This is a genomic window from Microbacterium songi (genome assembly GCF_042747925.1).
Lineage (GTDB): Bacteria > Actinomycetota > Actinomycetes > Actinomycetales > Microbacteriaceae > Microbacterium.
The window spans coordinates 525,537-541,726 of record NZ_JBHZIE010000001.1; the positions used below are offsets into that span (position 1 = coordinate 525,537).

General features: G+C 69.8%; 16 protein-coding genes and 1 tRNA gene. 8 read left to right on the top strand and 9 right to left on the bottom strand.

Annotated features, from left to right (window positions below):
• Positions 1–7 precede the first annotated feature (7 nt).
• The 5 genes from galU (at position 8) to ACFM35_RS02760 (ending at position 3,509) form a co-directional block, all read left to right on the top strand.
• Positions 8–895: a UTP--glucose-1-phosphate uridylyltransferase GalU gene (galU, locus tag ACFM35_RS02740; protein ID WP_378838037.1), complete on the top strand. Its 888-nt coding sequence runs from the start codon at positions 8–10 to the stop codon at positions 893–895.
• A gap of 63 nt (positions 896–958) precedes the next feature.
• A complete protein-coding gene (locus tag ACFM35_RS02745; RefSeq protein WP_378838039.1) occupies positions 959–1,588 on the top strand; it encodes a GNAT family N-acetyltransferase in 630 nt (209 codons plus the stop codon).
• Positions 1,589–1,713: 125 nt separating this feature from the next.
• Complete coding sequence (locus ACFM35_RS02750; RefSeq protein WP_378838042.1) at positions 1,714–2,583, top strand: large exoprotein; 870 nt, start codon at positions 1,714–1,716, stop codon at positions 2,581–2,583.
• 66 nt (positions 2,584–2,649) lie between these two features.
• Positions 2,650–2,725: transfer RNA gene (locus ACFM35_RS02755), tRNA-Ala, on the top strand.
• A 100-nt stretch (positions 2,726–2,825) separates the two neighbouring features.
• The gene (locus ACFM35_RS02760) at positions 2,826–3,509 is read left to right on the top strand and encodes a DUF1345 domain-containing protein (protein WP_378838044.1); all 684 of its coding nucleotides are present in this window, start codon (positions 2,826–2,828) and stop codon (positions 3,507–3,509) included.
• Positions 3,510–3,518: 9 nt separating this feature from the next.
• Here ACFM35_RS02760 and ACFM35_RS02765 read toward each other — a convergent pair whose 3' ends face one another.
• Both ACFM35_RS02765 and ACFM35_RS02770 read right to left on the bottom strand, forming a co-directional pair.
• Positions 3,519–5,111 (bottom strand): AMP-binding protein, encoded by a 1,593-nt coding sequence (locus ACFM35_RS02765; protein WP_378838046.1) that lies wholly within the window; start codon positions 5,109–5,111, stop codon positions 3,519–3,521.
• A gap of 179 nt (positions 5,112–5,290) precedes the next feature.
• A complete protein-coding gene (locus tag ACFM35_RS02770) occupies positions 5,291–6,361 on the bottom strand; it encodes a Glu/Leu/Phe/Val dehydrogenase family protein (protein WP_378838049.1) in 1,071 nt (356 codons plus the stop codon).
• A 640-nt stretch (positions 6,362–7,001) separates the two neighbouring features.
• Here ACFM35_RS02770 and ACFM35_RS02775 point away from each other — a divergent pair.
• The gene (locus ACFM35_RS02775; RefSeq protein ID WP_378838052.1) at positions 7,002–7,889 is read left to right on the top strand and encodes a hypothetical protein; all 888 of its coding nucleotides are present in this window, start codon (positions 7,002–7,004) and stop codon (positions 7,887–7,889) included.
• 90 nt (positions 7,890–7,979) lie between these two features.
• Here ACFM35_RS02775 and ACFM35_RS02780 read toward each other — a convergent pair whose 3' ends face one another.
• Positions 7,980–8,423 (bottom strand): pyridoxamine 5'-phosphate oxidase family protein, encoded by a 444-nt coding sequence (locus ACFM35_RS02780; protein ID WP_378838054.1) that lies wholly within the window; start codon positions 8,421–8,423, stop codon positions 7,980–7,982.
• Positions 8,424–8,474: 51 nt separating this feature from the next.
• Between ACFM35_RS02780 and ACFM35_RS02785 the strand changes: the two genes are divergently transcribed.
• Complete coding sequence (locus ACFM35_RS02785; RefSeq protein WP_378838056.1) at positions 8,475–9,008, top strand: YbaK/EbsC family protein; 534 nt, start codon at positions 8,475–8,477, stop codon at positions 9,006–9,008.
• Here ACFM35_RS02785 and ACFM35_RS02790 read toward each other — a convergent pair.
• Genes ACFM35_RS02790 through ACFM35_RS02805 form a run of 4 tightly spaced genes read right to left on the bottom strand, consistent with a single transcriptional unit; the run spans position 8,980 to position 14,153 of the window.
• On the bottom strand, positions 8,980–10,860 hold the full coding sequence (locus ACFM35_RS02790; protein WP_378838059.1) for a glycogen debranching N-terminal domain-containing protein: 1,881 nt from the start codon (positions 10,858–10,860) through the stop codon (positions 8,980–8,982). The genes ACFM35_RS02785 and ACFM35_RS02790 overlap by 29 nt on opposite strands.
• A complete protein-coding gene (locus tag ACFM35_RS02795; RefSeq protein ID WP_378838061.1) occupies positions 10,857–11,771 on the bottom strand; it encodes a carbohydrate ABC transporter permease in 915 nt (304 codons plus the stop codon). The genes ACFM35_RS02790 and ACFM35_RS02795 overlap by 4 nt, the downstream gene beginning before the upstream one ends.
• Positions 11,768–12,889, bottom strand: a complete 1,122-nt coding sequence (locus tag ACFM35_RS02800; RefSeq protein WP_378838063.1) for a carbohydrate ABC transporter permease — start codon at positions 12,887–12,889, stop codon at positions 11,768–11,770. Before ACFM35_RS02800 ends, ACFM35_RS02795 begins: the two co-directional genes overlap by 4 nt.
• 1 nt (position 12,890) lies before the next feature.
• Positions 12,891–14,153 carry a sugar ABC transporter substrate-binding protein gene (locus tag ACFM35_RS02805; protein ID WP_378838066.1) on the bottom strand — a complete coding sequence of 421 codons (1,263 nt, stop codon included), beginning with the start codon at positions 14,151–14,153 and terminating at the stop codon, positions 12,891–12,893.
• 114 nt (positions 14,154–14,267) lie between these two features.
• On the opposite strand from ACFM35_RS02805, the gene ACFM35_RS02810 reads away from it, so the two are divergent.
• On the top strand, positions 14,268–15,278 hold the full coding sequence (locus tag ACFM35_RS02810; RefSeq protein ID WP_378838632.1) for a LacI family DNA-binding transcriptional regulator: 1,011 nt from the start codon (positions 14,268–14,270) through the stop codon (positions 15,276–15,278).
• 21 nt (positions 15,279–15,299) lie between these two features.
• Here ACFM35_RS02810 and ACFM35_RS02815 read toward each other — a convergent pair whose 3' ends face one another.
• Positions 15,300–15,776, bottom strand: a complete 477-nt coding sequence (locus ACFM35_RS02815; RefSeq protein ID WP_378838068.1) for a SixA phosphatase family protein — start codon at positions 15,774–15,776, stop codon at positions 15,300–15,302.
• A 41-nt stretch (positions 15,777–15,817) separates the two neighbouring features.
• Complete coding sequence (locus ACFM35_RS02820; RefSeq protein ID WP_378838070.1) at positions 15,818–16,162, bottom strand: gamma-glutamylcyclotransferase family protein; 345 nt, start codon at positions 16,160–16,162, stop codon at positions 15,818–15,820.
• Positions 16,163–16,190: the final 28 nt, after the last annotated feature.

Below are 16,190 nucleotides of genomic sequence, written 5' to 3' on the forward strand. Positions count from 1 at the left end.
TGGCGGAATGCCCCATAAGCCCTTCAAAGCCGTCATTCCTGCGGCCGGACTCGGTACGCGCTTCCTCCCCGCCACCAAGGCGATGCCGAAGGAGATGCTGCCGGTCGTCGACAAGCCCGCGATCCAGTACGTGGTCGAAGAGGCGGTCGCGGCGGGCATCGAAGATGTGCTCATCATCATCGGGCGCAACAAGAACAACCTGTCGAACCACTTCGACTCGGTGCCGGAGCTCGAAGAGAAGCTCAAGGCGAAGGGCGACGAGGACAAGCTGCGACGCGTGCAGAAGTCCAGCGACCTGGCCGACATCCACTTCGTGCGCCAGGGCGAGCCGAAGGGCCTCGGGCACGCCGTGCTGCGCGCCAAGGCGCACGTCGGCGACTCCCCGTTCGCCGTGATGCTGGGTGATGACCTGATCGATGAGCGCGATCCTCTTCTGCCGACGATGATCGATGAGTACGAGCGCCGCGGAGCCACGATCGTGGCCCTCATGGAGGTCGAACCCGACGCCATCCACCTGTACGGCGCAGCCGCGGTCGAGGCGACGGACAATCCCGACGTCGTCAAGGTGACCGGACTGGTCGAGAAGCCGAAGAAGGAGGAGGCGCCGTCGAACCTGGCCATCATCGGTCGGTATGTGCTGAGCCCCGGAATCTTCGAGATCCTCGAGCACACCGAGCCCGGCAAGGGCGGCGAGATCCAGTTGACGGATGCCCTCGAGGTGCTGGCCGCCGACCCCGACGGCCCCGGCGTCTACGGCGTCGTCTTCCGGGGTCGTCGCTACGACACCGGCGATAGAGTGGACTACATCAAGGCGATCGTGCAGCTCGCCGCCGACCGCGACGATCTGGGCCCCGAACTGCGTCCCTGGTTCAAGGAATTCGCCGCGACGCTGTGAGGGCTCGTCGTCCTCGTTCGATGACATTCCTGCAGTGAAGCGGCCCGTTCGAAGGGGGATCCCGTGGAGGTGACAGCCCCTCGCCAGCACGGCGCGATCGGTCTGCGCCTCGTCAAACCCCGCGATGCCCGAGCGCTGCAGAACGAGTTGCTCTCCAACCGCGGCTGGTTGCGACCGTGGGAGGCCACGAGCCCCGACGGGCCGGTCTCGTTCGACATGCGTCTGGGCGTGCGACGACTGCTGCAGCAGTACCGCGACGGCGCCGGAGTGCCGTTCGTCATGGAGTACAACGGCGAGGTCGCCGGGCAGCTGAACGTCTGGGGCATCTCACGCGGGTCGCTGGCCTCGGCCACGATCGGCTACTGGGTGGGCGAGCGGTTCGCCGGTCGCGGGATCACCCCCACCTCCGTCGCCATGGCCACTGACATCGCGTTCGAGGATCTGCGCCTGCACCGAATGGAGATCTGCATCCGCCCCGAGAACGTCGCGAGCCTGCGCGTGGTCGAGAAGCTCGGGTTCCGGTACGAGGGACTGCGGCGTCGGTTCATCCACATCAACGGGGACTGGCGCGACCACTACGCGTTCGCTCTCGTGCGCGAGGACGTGCCGGAAGGTGTCCTGGCGCGGTGGGTGGCGGGCAAGGCTCCGCAGGACGCGGCCGCGATTCCCCCGGCCGACCGCCTGACCGAGTGACGCCTCCGGCGCCGCGCGGGTTTCGACACGGGTGCGGGCTGACCTTGAAGTTCATGTTGAAGTTGCTCGTCCGACACGCGGTCGGCTGAGGGTGACCGGAGACATCGTCCCTTACCGTGGGACCCATGGGCGGACAGGTATTGGGTGGGGGCGTGATCGTCCTCGTCGCGGCGTTGCTGTGGCTCGTCTATCTCTTGCCGTCCTGGCATAGCCGCCACCAGTACAACGCGGCTGAGCGCAACGCGGTGCGCCTCAATCAGGCCCTCCGTGTTCTCGCCGAGACGAGCGAGACGCCTGCCGAAGTGCGGCTCGAGCTGTCTGCGCGCACGGTCATGGCTCAGCAGAAGCTGGCCCGCCGCGCGCAGGCCGAGCGCGAGCACGCCGACCTCGAGCAGGCCCGCCGAGATCTGGTCGAAGCACGGTCCCAGCCCGCCGCCCGCCGCGCCCGCGCCCGCCGGCGCGCCCGCATCGTGACGACGACGGTGGGGGTCCTCGCCGTGGCTCTCGCCGTCTGGGGCGGTCTTCAGGTCGTGCAGACGGGGTCGCAGATCATGCTGTGGTCGGCTGTCGCCCTCGCCGCGGTGTGCGGCGGACTTCTGCGTCGGATGTCGCGGGTCGGTGCACGCATTCCCGTCGCGGTGGTGTCCCACGAAGCTGCACCGCGCGCCGAGGCGTCCATGCAGGATCTCGTCCTCAGCAGCGATCGGCAGGCGTGGACTCCGCGGGAGCTGCCCAAGCCGCTCGCATCATCGGCGGGGTCGCGCGCCGCCGCCGAGCTCGATGCGCTGGCCGCTCGCGAAGCGCTCCGGCAGGCTGCGCAGGAGGAGACGCTGCGTGCCCGCGAGGAGGCCCTGCGTCCGGCATCCATCGATCGTGCCCGTCGCGCACGAGACGAGCAGGAGGCCGCTCGGTTCGCGTCACGCGGTCCGGTCGACGACGCCGAGATCGAGGCTCACGTGCGGCAGTTGCTGTCGCGCCGCGCCTCCGGCGAATGAGCGTTCCCCCGCCGTGCGTCGGTTTCAAGACGCATGATCGCTCGTGATAACCTGACGGAGGTTCACGGGCCTATGGCGCAGTTGGTAGCGCGCCTCGTTCGCATCGAGGAGGTCAGGGGTTCAAATCCCCTTAGGTCCACCATCCCGCAAGAAGCCCCGTTGATCGGGGCTTCTCGCGTTTCCACGGCGGTTGCGCCGACGGACCACGGCTCGCCTCGACCCCGATTCGCTAGCGTGTGCACATGAGTGCTTCCCCGACGTCGGCGCCGTGGCAGCGCGCCGATGTCGCCCTCGTGACGGCCGCCGTCGTCGACGTGCTGTTCCAGATCGCCCTGATCGCCGTCGGGCTCTGGCTGCTGATCTACGACGGAAGCCACGAGGGCACGGTCTCTCTGCTCGTGCTCTGGTGCGTCATCGCGTCGCTCTACTGGGCGCTGGCGGCCACGGCCATCGCCGTCGCCGTCCGGCGTCCCGCCCCGCCCTCGAGGGTATTCGGGTGGTTCGAGCGCATGCCGGCCGTCCGCGGCACCATCACGGCTGCGACGTTCCTGTCGAGCATCGTCGGTCTGGTTGCGGCGGTGGAGCTGCTCGTCCTCCGCCACGACGCGGACTGGAGCGGTCTCATCGAAGGCGTCGCCGTGTGGGCCATGCTGCTGTCGTGGGCGCTGTTCCACTGGGGGTTCGCGCGCATCTACGACCGCCGGTGTCGCAGCGCGGTCGAGAAGCAGCTGGGCTTCCCCGGCACCGACGAGCCGCGGCTGGCCGACTTCGTCTACTTCTCGTTCACCAACGCGACCGCGTTCTCCGTCTCGGACGTCACTGTGCTGACGACCCGTATGCGCTTCACGGTGGTGTGGCACACGACCCTGTCGTTCTTCTTCAACGCGCTCATCATCGTGCTGGCGGTCAACACGATCATCAGCTGAGGCCGCGCGTCAGACGGCGGCGGTCTCCCGGGCGCGGAGGTCCTTGCGCAGGATCTTGCCGGCGGTCGACTTCGGGATCGCGTCGATGAACTCCACGCGACGCACCTTCTTGTGCGGGGCGACGTTCTCGGCGACGAAGGTCATGACCTCGTCCTCGGTCAGTCCGGAGTCGGGGGCGGCGACGATGAAGGCCTTCGGGATCTCCTGCTTGTCCTCGTCGTTCACGCCGATGACCGCGGCATCCATGATCTTCGGATGCGACAGCAGCAGAGCCTCGAGCTCGGCGGGAGCGATCTGGTAGCCCTTGTACTTGATGAGCTCCTTCACCCGGTCGACGATCGAGAAGTAGCCGCCCTCGTGGTAGACCCCGACATCGCCGGTGTGCAGGAACCCGTCGGCGTCGAGCGTCTCGGCCGTGGCGTCCGGACGATTCAGGTAGCCGAGCATGACGTTCGGACCTTTGACCCAGATCTCGCCGGGCGCCGTCCTGCCGTCCTCCCCGATCTCGGTGATCTCGGCGCCGGTCTCGGTGTCGACGAGTTTGCACTCGCTGTTCGGCAGCAGCGTCCCTACGGAGCTGACCGGGATGTCGTCGCGCGTGTACGGCATCGCGTGCGAGACCGGGCTGAGCTCGCTCATGCCGTAGCCCTGCAGCATGCGGGCGTTGATGCGCCGACCCGCGATCTCGGCGGTCTCGCCGTCGAGCGGGGCGGCGCCGGAGAACACCGAGTGCACGCTGGTGATGTCGAACTGGTCGACGATCGGATGCTTCGCCAGAGCGACGGCGATCGGCGGCGCGATGTAGAGGTAGGTGCAGTGGTGGTTCTGGATGATCGTGAGGAACTCGACCAGGTCGAACTTGGGCATGGTCACGAGGCTCGCGCGCTGACGCAGGGCGAGGTTGAGCAGGACGGTCATGCCGTAGATGTGGAAGAACGGCAGCACCGCCAGAACGCGGTCGGTGTCGCGCAGATCGATGTTCGACCGGCACTGCTGCACGTTGGCGACGAGGTTGCGGTGCGAGAGCATCACGCCCTTGGGGTTGCCGGTCGTACCGCTGGAGTAGGGGAGCACAGCGACGTGGGTCGCGGGGTCGAAGCTCACGTCGGGGGCGGGGCTCTGCTCGGTCAGCAGTTCCCGCAGGTTCAGGTGGCCCTCCGCGCCGTCGAGCACGATCAGATGGTCATCGGGGATACCCGACGCCGACGCCGCGGCCTCCGCCTGGGGGAGCAGCGGTGTGACGGTGATGAGCCACGTGGCCGCGGCATCCTTCAGCTGCTTCTCGATCTCGCCCGGTGTGTAGAGCGAATTGATCGTCGTCACGGTCGCGCCCGCGCGCAGGATGCCGTGGAACACCGTCGCGAACGCCGGCACGTTCGGGCACAACAGGGCGACCACGGTATCGGTGCCGACGCCGCGGGCGGCCAGCGCCCCCGCGAACGCCAGCACCTGCGCCCGCAGCGCTCCGTAGGTGGTCTCCGCACCGGACGCGGGATCGATCAGCGCGACACGCTGCGCGTCGTCGTCGGTGAGGGACGCGAAGAGGAAGTCGTAGATGCTGATCTCGGGGATCTCGACATCGGGCATGGGACTGGTGAACATGCTGTCTCCTTTGACTTCTCCATCCTGTCACGCGGGGGTCGCCGGTGGTGCGACCTGGTCTCACCGGATGTGGAACCCGGTCTCGTGGCGGGGACCGGGCGGTCCCGTGCGCGGGCTCGTCGCAGGCGAAAGGACCGGACGCCGCGGGTCGCGGCATCCGGTCATTTCATCTCGGTGTCTCAGACCAGGGCGGGTCGGCGACCGCGGGTGAGACGCTCCTCGGCCAGCGCCTCGGCGGCGGCGAGCGGGGTGACCCCGCGCTCCTCGGCATCGTCGAAGAGGCGGCGGACGGTGTCGCCGATGGCGCCGACGCGCTCCATGATCTCGGCCCGTGAACCGATCTGCTTCGCCACGAGGTCGAGGTAGATCACGCCACCCGCGTTCACCACGAAGTCGGGGGCGTAGAGGATGCCGCGCGCGGCCAATCGGTCGGCGCCGCCGTGCGCGGCCAAGGGGTTGTTCGCCGGGCCGCAGACGGCTCGGGCGTCGAGCGCGTCGATGACCGCGTCGGTGAGGAGACCCCCGATGCCCGCGGGCACGAAGACATCGGCGGCGACGAGGTGCTCTTCGCCCGGGGTGACCCACGCCGCCTGGAGGTCGAGGGCCAGTTCCCGCTTGGCGGGATTGACGTCGGTCACGGTGAGGAGCGCGCCTTCGGCAGACAGACGCACCGCGAGGCGGCTGCCCACCTGTCCGAGTCCCGAGATCGTGAGGCGTCGCCCGGCGACATCGGCGGTGCCGGTGAGGCGCTCCAGCGTGGCACGGATCGACTCGTATACGCCGAGGCTCGTGGGGCCGGCCGGCTCGCCCGAGCCGCCGACGGCGTCGGGCAGCCCGACCACGTGGGCGGTGCGCTCACTGACGGTGAGCATGTCCTCGGTGGTCGAGCCGACGTCCTCGGCCGTCCGGTACAGGCCGCCCAGGCTCTCCACCGCGTCTCCGAGGTCGAGGAAGGCGGCCCTGCGTCGCTCGGCGTCGAGCATCGTGCCGGGCGGGAGCGCGATGACGGCCTTGCCGCCGCCCGCGTCGAGCCCGGCGGCCGCGTTCTTCAGCGTCATCGCCGCCGAGAGGCGCAGGGCGTCGCCGAGGGCGTCGCTCCAGTGCGGGTAGGACCACAGGCGGGCGCCACCGAGGGCGGAGCCGAGGACGGAGGAGTGGAGGGCGACGGCGATGAACAGTCCGCTTTGCCGTCCCGTGACCACCTCCACTCGTTCGTGGTGGATATCGGGCAGGGGCAGGGCGTGGGTCATCGCATCCTCTTTCGGCCGGCCTTGTGGGCTGGGCTCTCCCGGACCCGCGGCGTTGCGGGTCCTGCCTCCCATTCTGCCGCGCCGCTGCCGATCCGGCCACGGGGACCGCGCGCGTCGCCGGCCCGGCGCGTCGGTGCCGGGGCCGAGCGCAACGGCGTCGCCACCGGCGCTGCGGCGACGCCCCCGCCCCTGCTGCGGCGTCGCCGCCCCGGCCTGCGCGTCCCGGGCTTCTGCGGGGTGGTGTGAGTGTCGCGCCCTGGGGTGGGATCCCGACCGTGCGCCGCCGGTCCGCAGAAGTTGAGGACGGGCGCTGCGGGCTGCGGCCGGCCCGGCGCCGATCCGGCGGCGCCGATCCGGCCGCCGGCGCTGCGGCGACGCCCCCGCCCCTGCTGCGGCGTCGCCGCCCCGGCCTGCGCGTCCCGGGGCTTCTGCGGGGTGGTGTGAGTGTCGCGCCCTGGGGTGGGATCCCGACCGTGCGCCGCCGATTCGCAGAAGCTGAGGACGGGCGCTGCGGGCTGCGGCCGGCGACGGGGGCTGCACGCTTCCTCCCCAGCACTGACTGACCGTGCGCACTCGGGTGCCATCCACGGTTTCGACCATGTTCGCGCACACGCGCCGCCCCCGCGAGCACGGTGTGACCATGACCATCGCTCCGCACGTATCGCTCGATCTCGATCCCGCTCAGGTCACGCACCGCCTGTACACGACTCTCGATCTGCACCGGATGGGCATGACGAAACGGCAGATCCGCGACGCGGTCATCGGCGGCACACTTCTGCGGGCCCGCCGTGGCGCCTACCTCGTTACCGGCGTGCCCCTCGCCGTGGCCGAGGCCGCATCCGACGGAGGTCGACTCGCGTGCATCTCGGCCCTCGCCGAATGGGGTGTGTTCGTGCTGGCAGCCACGCGACTGCACGTGCACCTCGACCACGCCGCACACAAGGAGAGTGCGGGCCGCCGCAACACCTGGCACTGGGGAACCCTGATCCGCACGCCGCACCCGCGAGCGACCACGGTGCACCCCATCGATGCGGTCGCCCAGGCCGTTGCCTGCCAGAGCGCGCGAGCCGCCATCGCCACCCTGGATTCCGCGCTTCACCTCGGTCTCATCGACGAGGGCGATCTCGACGCGATCTTCGCCCGGCTGCCGGCCCGACGGCGGGTCCTTCGTGGGTTCATCGACGGCCGTAGCGAGGCGGGGTCCGAGACACTGGTGCGGCTCATGGCACTCAGCCTCGGATTCCGTGTCGACGTCCAGGTCGTGGTGCCAGGAGTGGGAAGGGTCGATCTCGTTCTTGACGGATGGCTCGTCGTCGAGTGCGACAGCGAGCAGTTCCACTCGGGGTGGGCGTCCCAGAAGCGCGACCGACGCCGGGACCTCGCGCTGGCGGCCCTGGGGATGACATCCATCAGGCCGATCGCGGAAGACGTGTTCCACCACCCCGAGGTGATCATCGCCGCGCTCATCGGCCTGCGCGAAGCCCGCCGTGCCGCGCAGCGTGCGTCCCGCCGTTCTGCAGCGAGGTGACGATGGTGGCCTGTGAGGGGCGCCGCCAGGCGTCTCCCGTCAGTGCGCAGAGGAGGGGGACGCTGGAGCGACGAAGCACCGCCCGGCGGCCTACCAGGTCTGGACGCGCGCCGGCGTGAAGACGATCAACGACGAGAACACGCCCGGGAGCTGGTCGGCCGGGGTGCCGTAGTCCTCGATCGCCGCCGCGTACTTCTGCCCGTAGGTGTCGCCGTGCGTGGCGAACCATTCCGCGGTCGGCTGCGGTGAGATCTCCGCCGAGCCGTGCAGGATGACGACGTCATCGCCGAACTCGCCGCCGGCCTGCAGGTGCACCAGCACCGGAGACCCCCGGCGGATGTGCGCGACCTTGCCGGCAGTGGGCTCGCTCATGATGAACACCCGGCCGTCCTGCCAGAGGAACCACACCGGGACGGCACGCGGGGTCCCGTCCTTGCCGATCGTCGTGATCCAGGCGATGAGGTCGTGCTCCAGCATCCTCAGCGCCTTCTCGTGCTCGGGGTTCGCAGGATCGAGGGCTGTCGTCGTCGCCATGCGCCGAGGCTACGTCAGATCGCGCGCGCTGGGCACCCCTAGGCTGACGGGATGACCGAGCACCCGGCTTCCTCCGACCTTGCCGCCCTGCCCGCCCGCAGCCGTCTCGTGCACGATGCGCTGCGCGCGGCGGGGATCCCCGGCGAGATCGTCGTCCTGCCGGATGCCGCGGCCACCGCCGCCGCGGCGGCTGCGGCCCTGGGGGTCGAGGTGGGCGCCATCGCGAACAGTCTCGTCTTCTGGTCGGGCGGCGAGCCGCTGCTGGTCATGACGAGCGGCGCGCACCGCGTCGACACGACGGCCCTCGCCGAGCGATGGGGACGGGGCGGGATCGCCCGCGCGAGCGCGGATCAGGTGCGGGAGGCCACCGGCCAGGTCATCGGCGGGGTGGCCCCCACGGGACACCCGACCCGACTGCAGACGGTCGTCGACGAGGCGCTCGCCGCCTTCCCGCAGATCTGGGCGGCCGGCGGCACCCCGCACACCGTGTTCCCGCTGACCTTCGACGAACTGGTCGACCTCACGGGGGGAACGGTGCTGCCCGTCGTCCTGACCGTCAGCTCCGCGCGATCTCCAGGCAGGTGATGGCGGCGGCGGCCGACCAGGCCTGGGGACGACACGCGGCAGGGTACGGCGCGGGCGCCGCCCGCTCGGAGCGGTCGTCTCCGGCGTACAGCTCGGGCATGCGGTACGCGAAGGTCTCCGCGGCGTCGATCAGTTCGGCGACCACCGTCGCCGCCTCGTCGCGAAGGCCGGCGCGCGCCATACCGTGCGCCGCGATCGCGGTGTCGTGGGCCCACACCGCGCCGCGGTGGTATCCGAGCGGCCAATAGCCCGCGGCATCCGTCGACATCGTCCGGATGCCGAAGCCCGAGCTCATCGTGGGTCCGAGCAGCAAGGCGGCCACCGCGACCTCGTCGTCGTGGTCGAGAAGTCCCGTGCCGATCAGGTGGCCGATATTGGAGGTGAGGGTGTCGACGGGTGCGCCGTCGCGATCGAGCGCGATCGCCGGGTAGCGGCCTTCCGGCGTCCGCACCCAGAAGCGGTCGGCGAATCGCCGCCGCAGGTCCGAGGCCCAGGTGCGGAGGTCCTCAGCGCCCGGTTCACCGAGCCGGTCGAGCAGGTCGGCCGCTCCGACGCACGCCTCGTAGGCGTAGCCCTGCACTTCGCAGAGTGCGATGGGCCCTTCGGCGAGGCGTCCGTCGCGCCATTGGACGGAGTCTCCGGAGTCCTTCCACCCCTGGTTGGCGAGGCCGTGTCCGGTGCGATCGATGTACGAGAGAAAGCCGTCGGCGGGAGTGCTGCGGTCGATCCAGGCCAGCGCCGCGCGCAGTGCGGGCAGGAGCGCGCGGACATCGGATTCCGCCATCCCGGCGCGGTGCGCATCGACGAGGACGCACACCCACAGCGCCGTCGCGTCGACCGTGCCGTAGTACAGCGGAGGCAGCACGATGCCCTCGCCCGGCATCCGCAGCTCGCCCGCGCGCAGTTCGTGCGGGATCTTGCCCGGCTCCTCCTCGGTCGCGGGGTCGTCGACCGAGCCCTGCAGTCTCGCCAGCACCCGGAGAGTGGATGCCGCGAGCCCGGTGTCGACCGGAAGCATCATGCGTGCGGCCCACAGCGAGTCGCGACCGAAGAGCGTGAAGAACCAGGGTGCCCCCGCGGCGAGGAACGTGTCTTCGGGGTGCTCGGGCAGCGCCAGCCGCAGCGCCGCGAGGTCGTCGAGGGCGACATCGGCCCATCGCGCCAGCCGTCGATCGACGCCCCCGGTGGGGGTCGTCCAGTCGGAGGGACCCGTCGGGCCGGTCACGACGAGACCGGGGTCGGCGAGGTCGGCGATCCAGGTGACGGATGCCTCGGTCCCGGGCTCTGCGCGGACGTCCCATGTGAGGGTCACGGCGTCGTGGTCGATGCGCCAGCGCGCATCCGCGGCGGTGAGGGCGATCGACGGACCACCGCTCACCCCGACGCCGTCGATGCGGACGCCGTCCGCGCGGTGCGCGGCGTACCACGCCTCGGCGTGGCCCGTCCCGGATTTGACATCGCTGAGCTGCCGGAAGTCCGGCACCAGCCGGACCTCCACCGTGGTGTGCAGGGCGGACGGCAGCACGGAGCGGATGCGCAGGGTCTCTGTCATGCGACCGGCCACGACCTCGCGGTCCCGCGTCACGCGCACGTGGGGATCGGGTGTGGGGTCGTCCGAGCTGCGCAGGAGGCTGTCGAAGCCCGTGCGACCCGCGTGGGACGGGGCCGCGCCGATCGGCTCGGCCCGGCCCGAGGCCCAGGTCACGGCGACGTCGCTCAGCATCCGCCGATCGCCGTGGTAGACCCCGTCGATGGCGGCGCTCATGTCGCCGGAGGCGCGCGACCACACCTGGGTGGGAGCGCAGAGGGTGATGGTGGCATCGTGCAGGAACGGCTGGAGTCCGGTCGTCATCCCTTGACGGCCCCTTCCGTGGTGTTCATGATGCGCTTCTGGAAGATGAAGAACAGTACGGCGACGGGAATCGTCATCAGCGCCGCCGCGGCGAGCTTGAGCGGGTACTGCGTCCCCTGACTAAGCTGTCCCGACGCCAGCGACGCCACGCCCTTCGTCAGAGTCGTGAGCTCGGGCGACTGCGTCGAGACGATGAAGTGGCTCAGCTCGTTCCACGATCCCTGGAACGACAGGATGATGATCGTGATCAGCGCGGGTCGGGCCATCGGGAGCACGACCGACCAGAACACGCGGAACGAGCCCGCTCCGTCGATGCGTGCCTGCTCCTCGACCGAGACGGGGATCGACTCGAAGAAGTTCTTCATGATGAAGACGCCGGCGGCGTCCACGAGCAGCGGGATGATCATGCCGGCATAGGAGTTGTAGAGCCCGAGCTGATTGAGCACGAGGAACTTCGGGATCAGCAGCACGACGCCCGGAACGGCCATGACCGCGACGACCAGCGCGAAGATCACTCCGCGCCCGCGGAAGTTGAGGCGGGCGAGCGCGTAGCCGGCGAGCGACACGAAGAACACCCTGCCCAGCGTCACCACGATCGTGACGATGGCGGAGTTCGCGAACCAGAGCGGGAAGTCGCTGTTCGCGAACAGCCGCTCGTACGCGGCGAACGTGAGGGTCTGCGGAAACAGCGAGATCGGATCGGCTGCCGCCTCGGCGTCGCTCTTGAACGACGTCGCGACCTGCACCAGGAACGGATAGATGTAGATGAGCGCCAGCAGGGCGAGCGTTCCGTAGAGCAGCACCTGGCCGCCCACGCTCTTCGCCGTCAGCCTTCGCCGCCGGTGCGGGGGAGTGCGGACGGAGTTGTCGGATCGAAGGGTCTCGACGCGACCGATCGCGGTTCCGGTCATGACCGTGCCCCCTTCGGCTGATACGCGCGGATGCGTCGACGGGAAACGGCCCGTTCGCGCAGCACCCATCGCTGGAAGATCGTGAAGACGATGATGATGAGGAAGAGGATGAACGCGATCGCCGCGCCGTTGCCCCACTTCTGCTCCTGGAATGCCGTCTGGTACGACAGGAACGCGGGTGTCAGCGTGGTCTTGCCGGGCGCGCCCTGCGTGCCGGTGTAGATCTGGTCGAAGACCTGCCAGCACCCGATCAGCCCGAGCGTCAGCACGGTGAACAGAGTCGGACGCAGCTGGGGGAGGGTGATCCGCCAGAAGCGCTGCCACGCGTTGGCACCGTCCATCACCGCGGCCTCGCCGAGCTCGCCGCCGATGTTCTGCAGCGCGGCGACGAAGAGCAGCATGAATGTGCCGCTGGTGGTGAAGACCGCCATCAGAATGAATGCGCTCATGGCGACGGACGGGCCTGCCAGCCACTCCCACCACGAGATGCCCATGAAGCCGGCGCCGGTGAGCGACTCGGGTCCGTCGGTGATGCCGACCGCCCCCAGGGCGATGTGCACGATGCCGCGCGGGTCGTTGAACCAGTTGGGTCCGGTACCGCCGAGGGCGCCGAGCACCTGGTTCACGACGCCGGTCGTGGAGAACAGGAAGAGCCACAGCACCGTGATGGCGACGGAGCTCGTCACGGAGGGGAAGTAGAACGCCGTGCGGAAGAATCCGCGCCCACGGAGGATCGCCCGACTGACCAGGACCGCGAGGAAGAGCGACAGCGCGGTCTGCACCGGGACGACCAGCACGACGTACCACGCGTTGTTGCGCAAGGAGATGCCGAAGTTGCGCTCCGCGAGTCCGCCACCGCTCGTCACGTCGGCGTAGTTCTGTCCGCCGATGAAGCTGACGTCCGAGGAGAGCGGTGAGCCGCGTCCCGACCAGTCGGAGAAGCTCACCCACAGCGCCATGAGAACGGGGACGAGCAGGAAGACACCCAGGATGACGATGACGGGAAGCGTGAAGAGCCACCCCGCCACCCCCTCCCCGCCGCGGATGCCGCCGGAGCGGGCCCGCTTGCGGGGAGAGGCGGGGGCCGACGAGGGCGTCGGCGTGGCGGTGGTGGTCATGTCAGCCGACGACGCTCTCGAGGTTGGCCTGCACCGACTCGAGAATGGTGTTCGGATCCGCCGTCTTCAGCGTCTCGAGCTGGGAGTTGAAGTCGCCGATGACGTCGGTGACACCCGCATTGGTCGGCACGCCCTGCGCATAGTCGGCACCCGTGAGGAACGGGACCAGATTCGGGTTGGCGGATGACCAGTCGTCGGCCGCGGACTGCACCGACGGCATCGGTCCGAAGGCCTTCGAGAACGCGAGCTGCTGCTCGGACGAGGTCATGTACTCGGCCAGGTCGAGCGCCGCCTCCTGGTTGGGGCTGTCCGCTGCCATGCCCCAGCAGTTGGTGAACTGCAGCGTGCCCTTGCCGGCGGGGCCGGCGGGGAGCTCTGCGATCGTGTAGTTGACGTCGGGGTAGTCGGCCGAAAGAGCGCCGGTGATCCAGTTGCCCTCGATCGTCATCGCACCGAGCTGCTTACCGAAGGCCTCGCCGCCCCACCCCGCGCCGACATCCTTCGCGTAGGCGAACGAACCGTCGTTGAGGTGCTCCTGCACATAGGTCAGCGCTTCGACGTTCGCGTCGCTGGTGGCTTCCGCCGTCGTCCCGTCCTCCGAGACGAGGCGTCCCCCGGCCTGCGCCATGAAGGCTCCGAGCCGGGCGTACTCGCCGCTGATGACGAGACCCTTCGTGGTGCCGTTCGTCAGCTTCTGCGCGTCGGCTGCCAGCTGATCCCACGACGTCGGGATGTCGGCATCCGTCAACCCTGCCTGGGTCCACAGGTCGGTGTTGATCACGAGCTGGAGCGTCGAGAAGTCCTTCGGCGCGCAGTAGAACGTGTCGTCGACGGTGAAGTTCTGCACGAGGGAGGGGTAGAAGTCGTCCTTGTTGGCGAGCATGTCGCCGTACGCCTTCAGCGAGCCGTTGCCCGCGTACGACGCGATCGAGTCCGCGGCCAGGTAGAACAGGTCGGGCGGGGAGCCCGCAGCGAAGCCCTGGGACAGCTGCTGCGAGAGATTGGTGGCGACGGTGACCGAGGCCTCCACTCCCGAGTCCGCCGACCACGCCGCGACGGCGTCTTCGACGGCCTTGGTCTCGGCGTCGCCGCTCGAGCCGATCATCACCGTGAGCGCCGAGTCCGAGGAGGTGAGCTCGCCGGACGCCGTGTCGCTGCTGCTCCCGCCTCCGCTGAATCCCTGGCCGCACCCGCTGAGGGTGAGTGCGGCGACCGCCGCGATCCCACCGATTCCGAGGGCCGCGCGTGCTGTGTATCGCGTCATGACATCTCCTTCGATTCCATCAGACTAGAAATTTGATCGTTCAAATTGCCGTGTAGTGCCAAGCTTGAGTGTCGATGACGGTGATGTCAAGGGGTGGCGAGGAGCGAAATGACCATGCAGAGGGCCGCCACGATCGAGGACGTGGCACGACAGGCGGGGGTCTCGCGACAGACGGTCAGCAACGTGCTGAATTCGCCCGAGGTCGTGCGCGACGGCACCCGCGAACGTGTGCGCGCGGCGATCTCCGCGCTCGGGTACGCGCCGCACGCGTCGGCACGTCGCCTCCGCACGCAGCGCAGCTCCACCATCGGCGTGCACCTCGATCCGTACGCGGGCGGCATCTCGGGCGTCGTGCTCGACCGGTTCGTGCACGCTCTTGCCGAGCACGCCAGCGATCGCGGGATGCGGGTGCTGCTCTACGCCGCGCGGAGCCCCGAGGAGGAGATCGCGCGCATGGGAGAGCTCGTGGACGGCGGAGACGTCGACGCGGTGCTCATCACGGGAACGTTCCACGGCGACCCGCGCACGGGATGGCTGACGCAGCGCGGGCTGCCCTTCGTGTCGTTCGGCCGCCCCTGGGGTCTCGACGACATCGACGACCCGCAGCACCTCTGGGTCGACGTCGACGGGGCGGCCGGCACACGCGCCGCCACCGATCACCTGCGTGCCGCCTCCGGGGAACGTGTCGCGTTCCTGGGCTGGCCCGCGGGGTCCGGCACGGGCGACGACCGCGAACGCGGGTGGCGTGAGGCGATGGGCGAGGCGGCGGGCACGGATGCTGCGCCACGCCTGGTCGCGGTGGAGAACGTCGCCGCGGCTCGGCAGGTGGTCGAGCGCGTCCTCGTCGACAGGGCCATCGACGCGATCGTGTGCGCGAGCGACTCGCTCGCCATCGGGGCGCACCTCGCCGCGGTGGCCGGTGGTCGTGCGGACCTGCCCATCATCGGATTCGACAACACCCCTGCGGCGGAGGCCCTGGGCCTGTCGAGCGTCGAGCAGCTGCCCGAACGCGTCGCCGCCGGGGCCATGGACCTCCTGATGGGGGAGGGGCTTTCGATCGCTCCGCGCTCGACAACGCCCGGCCACGCCCATGTCCTGGTCGAGCCGCTGCTCGTGGTGCGCTGAGGACGCCGCCGGATCGACGACTCAGGCGAGGCCGGGGGCGTCGAACGTCCAGTCATCCGGGGCCAGGGCGTCCACGGTGTCCCACTGAGCATCTGTCCAGGTGAAGGTGGCGACCGCGCACGTCGGCATCCGGCTCACCCCGTCGCCGGACAGATCGCCCGCGAGGGTCGACATGCCGGGGTCGTGCGCGACGAGCACGACCGACCGCGCCCTGGTGGCGGCCGCGACCGCGAGCAGCGTCCGGGGCGGGGCGCCGTAGAGGCTCGGCTCGAGGTCGACCGCGGTGCCGAGTTCCGCCCCGAATGCTTCGGCGGTCGTGCGTGCCCGTACGGCCGTGCTCGACACGATCACGTCGGGCAGGAATCCGGTGTCGGCGAGCCTGCGGGCCATCACCGGGGCATCCCTCAGCCCGCGCGCGTTCAGGGGTCGATCGTGATCGTCGAGATCGGGGTCGCCCCAATCCGACTTCGCGTGGCGGACGAGCACAAGCCGGATCATGTCCGCACCATCTTTCCTCGAAGCAGCCGTCCCACGTTCACTCATCGCACGCTCACGTAGACCCAGGCGGTGCGCCCGCTGCTCAGCACGGCCGCGGTGCGCACGTAGAGCGCGACCTCGTACTCGTCGGCCGCTTCCAGCTCATCGTCGCTGATCAGCAGCACGGAGCCCGTCACCTTGTCGCGCGGGTCGCCGGTCGCCGTGACGATCGGGTGCACCGCGAGTCCCGACACCTCGACCACCCGAGGGTCGTCGATCTCGGCGTAGGACACGCGGTAGCCGGGCAGCGCATCGGCCTCGGCGAGGGGCAGGCGACCGAAAGTGTCGAGCTGCACCTCGGACTGCTGCAGCGTCCCGTACGTGAAGAGGAGCTGATCGGCGGCCACGCGTTCAGGCTAGCCGCTGCGGGCGCTC

What these genes read in the sequence shown, in the direction of transcription:
- ACFM35_RS02760 (WP_378838044.1), top strand. Translation starts at nt 2,826, where the DNA reads ATGAGTGCTTCCCCGACGTCGGCGCCGTGGCAGCGCGCCGATGTCGCC.
- ACFM35_RS02810 (WP_378838632.1), top strand. Translation starts at nt 14,268, where the DNA reads ATGCAGAGGGCCGCCACGATCGAGGACGTGGCACGACAGGCGGGGGTC.
- ACFM35_RS02775 (WP_378838052.1), top strand. Translation starts at nt 7,002, where the DNA reads ATGACCATCGCTCCGCACGTATCGCTCGATCTCGATCCCGCTCAGGTC.
- ACFM35_RS02795 (WP_378838061.1), bottom strand. Translation starts at nt 11,771, where the DNA reads ATGACCGGAACCGCGATCGGTCGCGTCGAGACCCTTCGATCCGACAAC.
- ACFM35_RS02805 (WP_378838066.1), bottom strand. Translation starts at nt 14,153, where the DNA reads ATGACGCGATACACAGCACGCGCGGCCCTCGGAATCGGTGGGATCGCG.
- ACFM35_RS02780 (WP_378838054.1), bottom strand. Translation starts at nt 8,423, where the DNA reads ATGGCGACGACGACAGCCCTCGATCCTGCGAACCCCGAGCACGAGAAG.
- ACFM35_RS02815 (WP_378838068.1), bottom strand. Translation starts at nt 15,776, where the DNA reads ATGATCCGGCTTGTGCTCGTCCGCCACGCGAAGTCGGATTGGGGCGAC.
- ACFM35_RS02790 (WP_378838059.1), bottom strand. Translation starts at nt 10,860, where the DNA reads ATGACGACCGGACTCCAGCCGTTCCTGCACGATGCCACCATCACCCTC.
- ACFM35_RS02785 (WP_378838056.1), top strand. Translation starts at nt 8,475, where the DNA reads ATGACCGAGCACCCGGCTTCCTCCGACCTTGCCGCCCTGCCCGCCCGC.
- ACFM35_RS02765 (WP_378838046.1), bottom strand. Translation starts at nt 5,111, where the DNA reads ATGTTCACCAGTCCCATGCCCGATGTCGAGATCCCCGAGATCAGCATC.
- ACFM35_RS02800 (WP_378838063.1), bottom strand. Translation starts at nt 12,889, where the DNA reads ATGACCACCACCGCCACGCCGACGCCCTCGTCGGCCCCCGCCTCTCCC.
- ACFM35_RS02770 (WP_378838049.1), bottom strand. Translation starts at nt 6,361, where the DNA reads ATGACCCACGCCCTGCCCCTGCCCGATATCCACCACGAACGAGTGGAG.
- ACFM35_RS02750 (WP_378838042.1), top strand. Translation starts at nt 1,714, where the DNA reads ATGGGCGGACAGGTATTGGGTGGGGGCGTGATCGTCCTCGTCGCGGCG.
- galU (WP_378838037.1), top strand. Translation starts at nt 8, where the DNA reads ATGCCCCATAAGCCCTTCAAAGCCGTCATTCCTGCGGCCGGACTCGGT.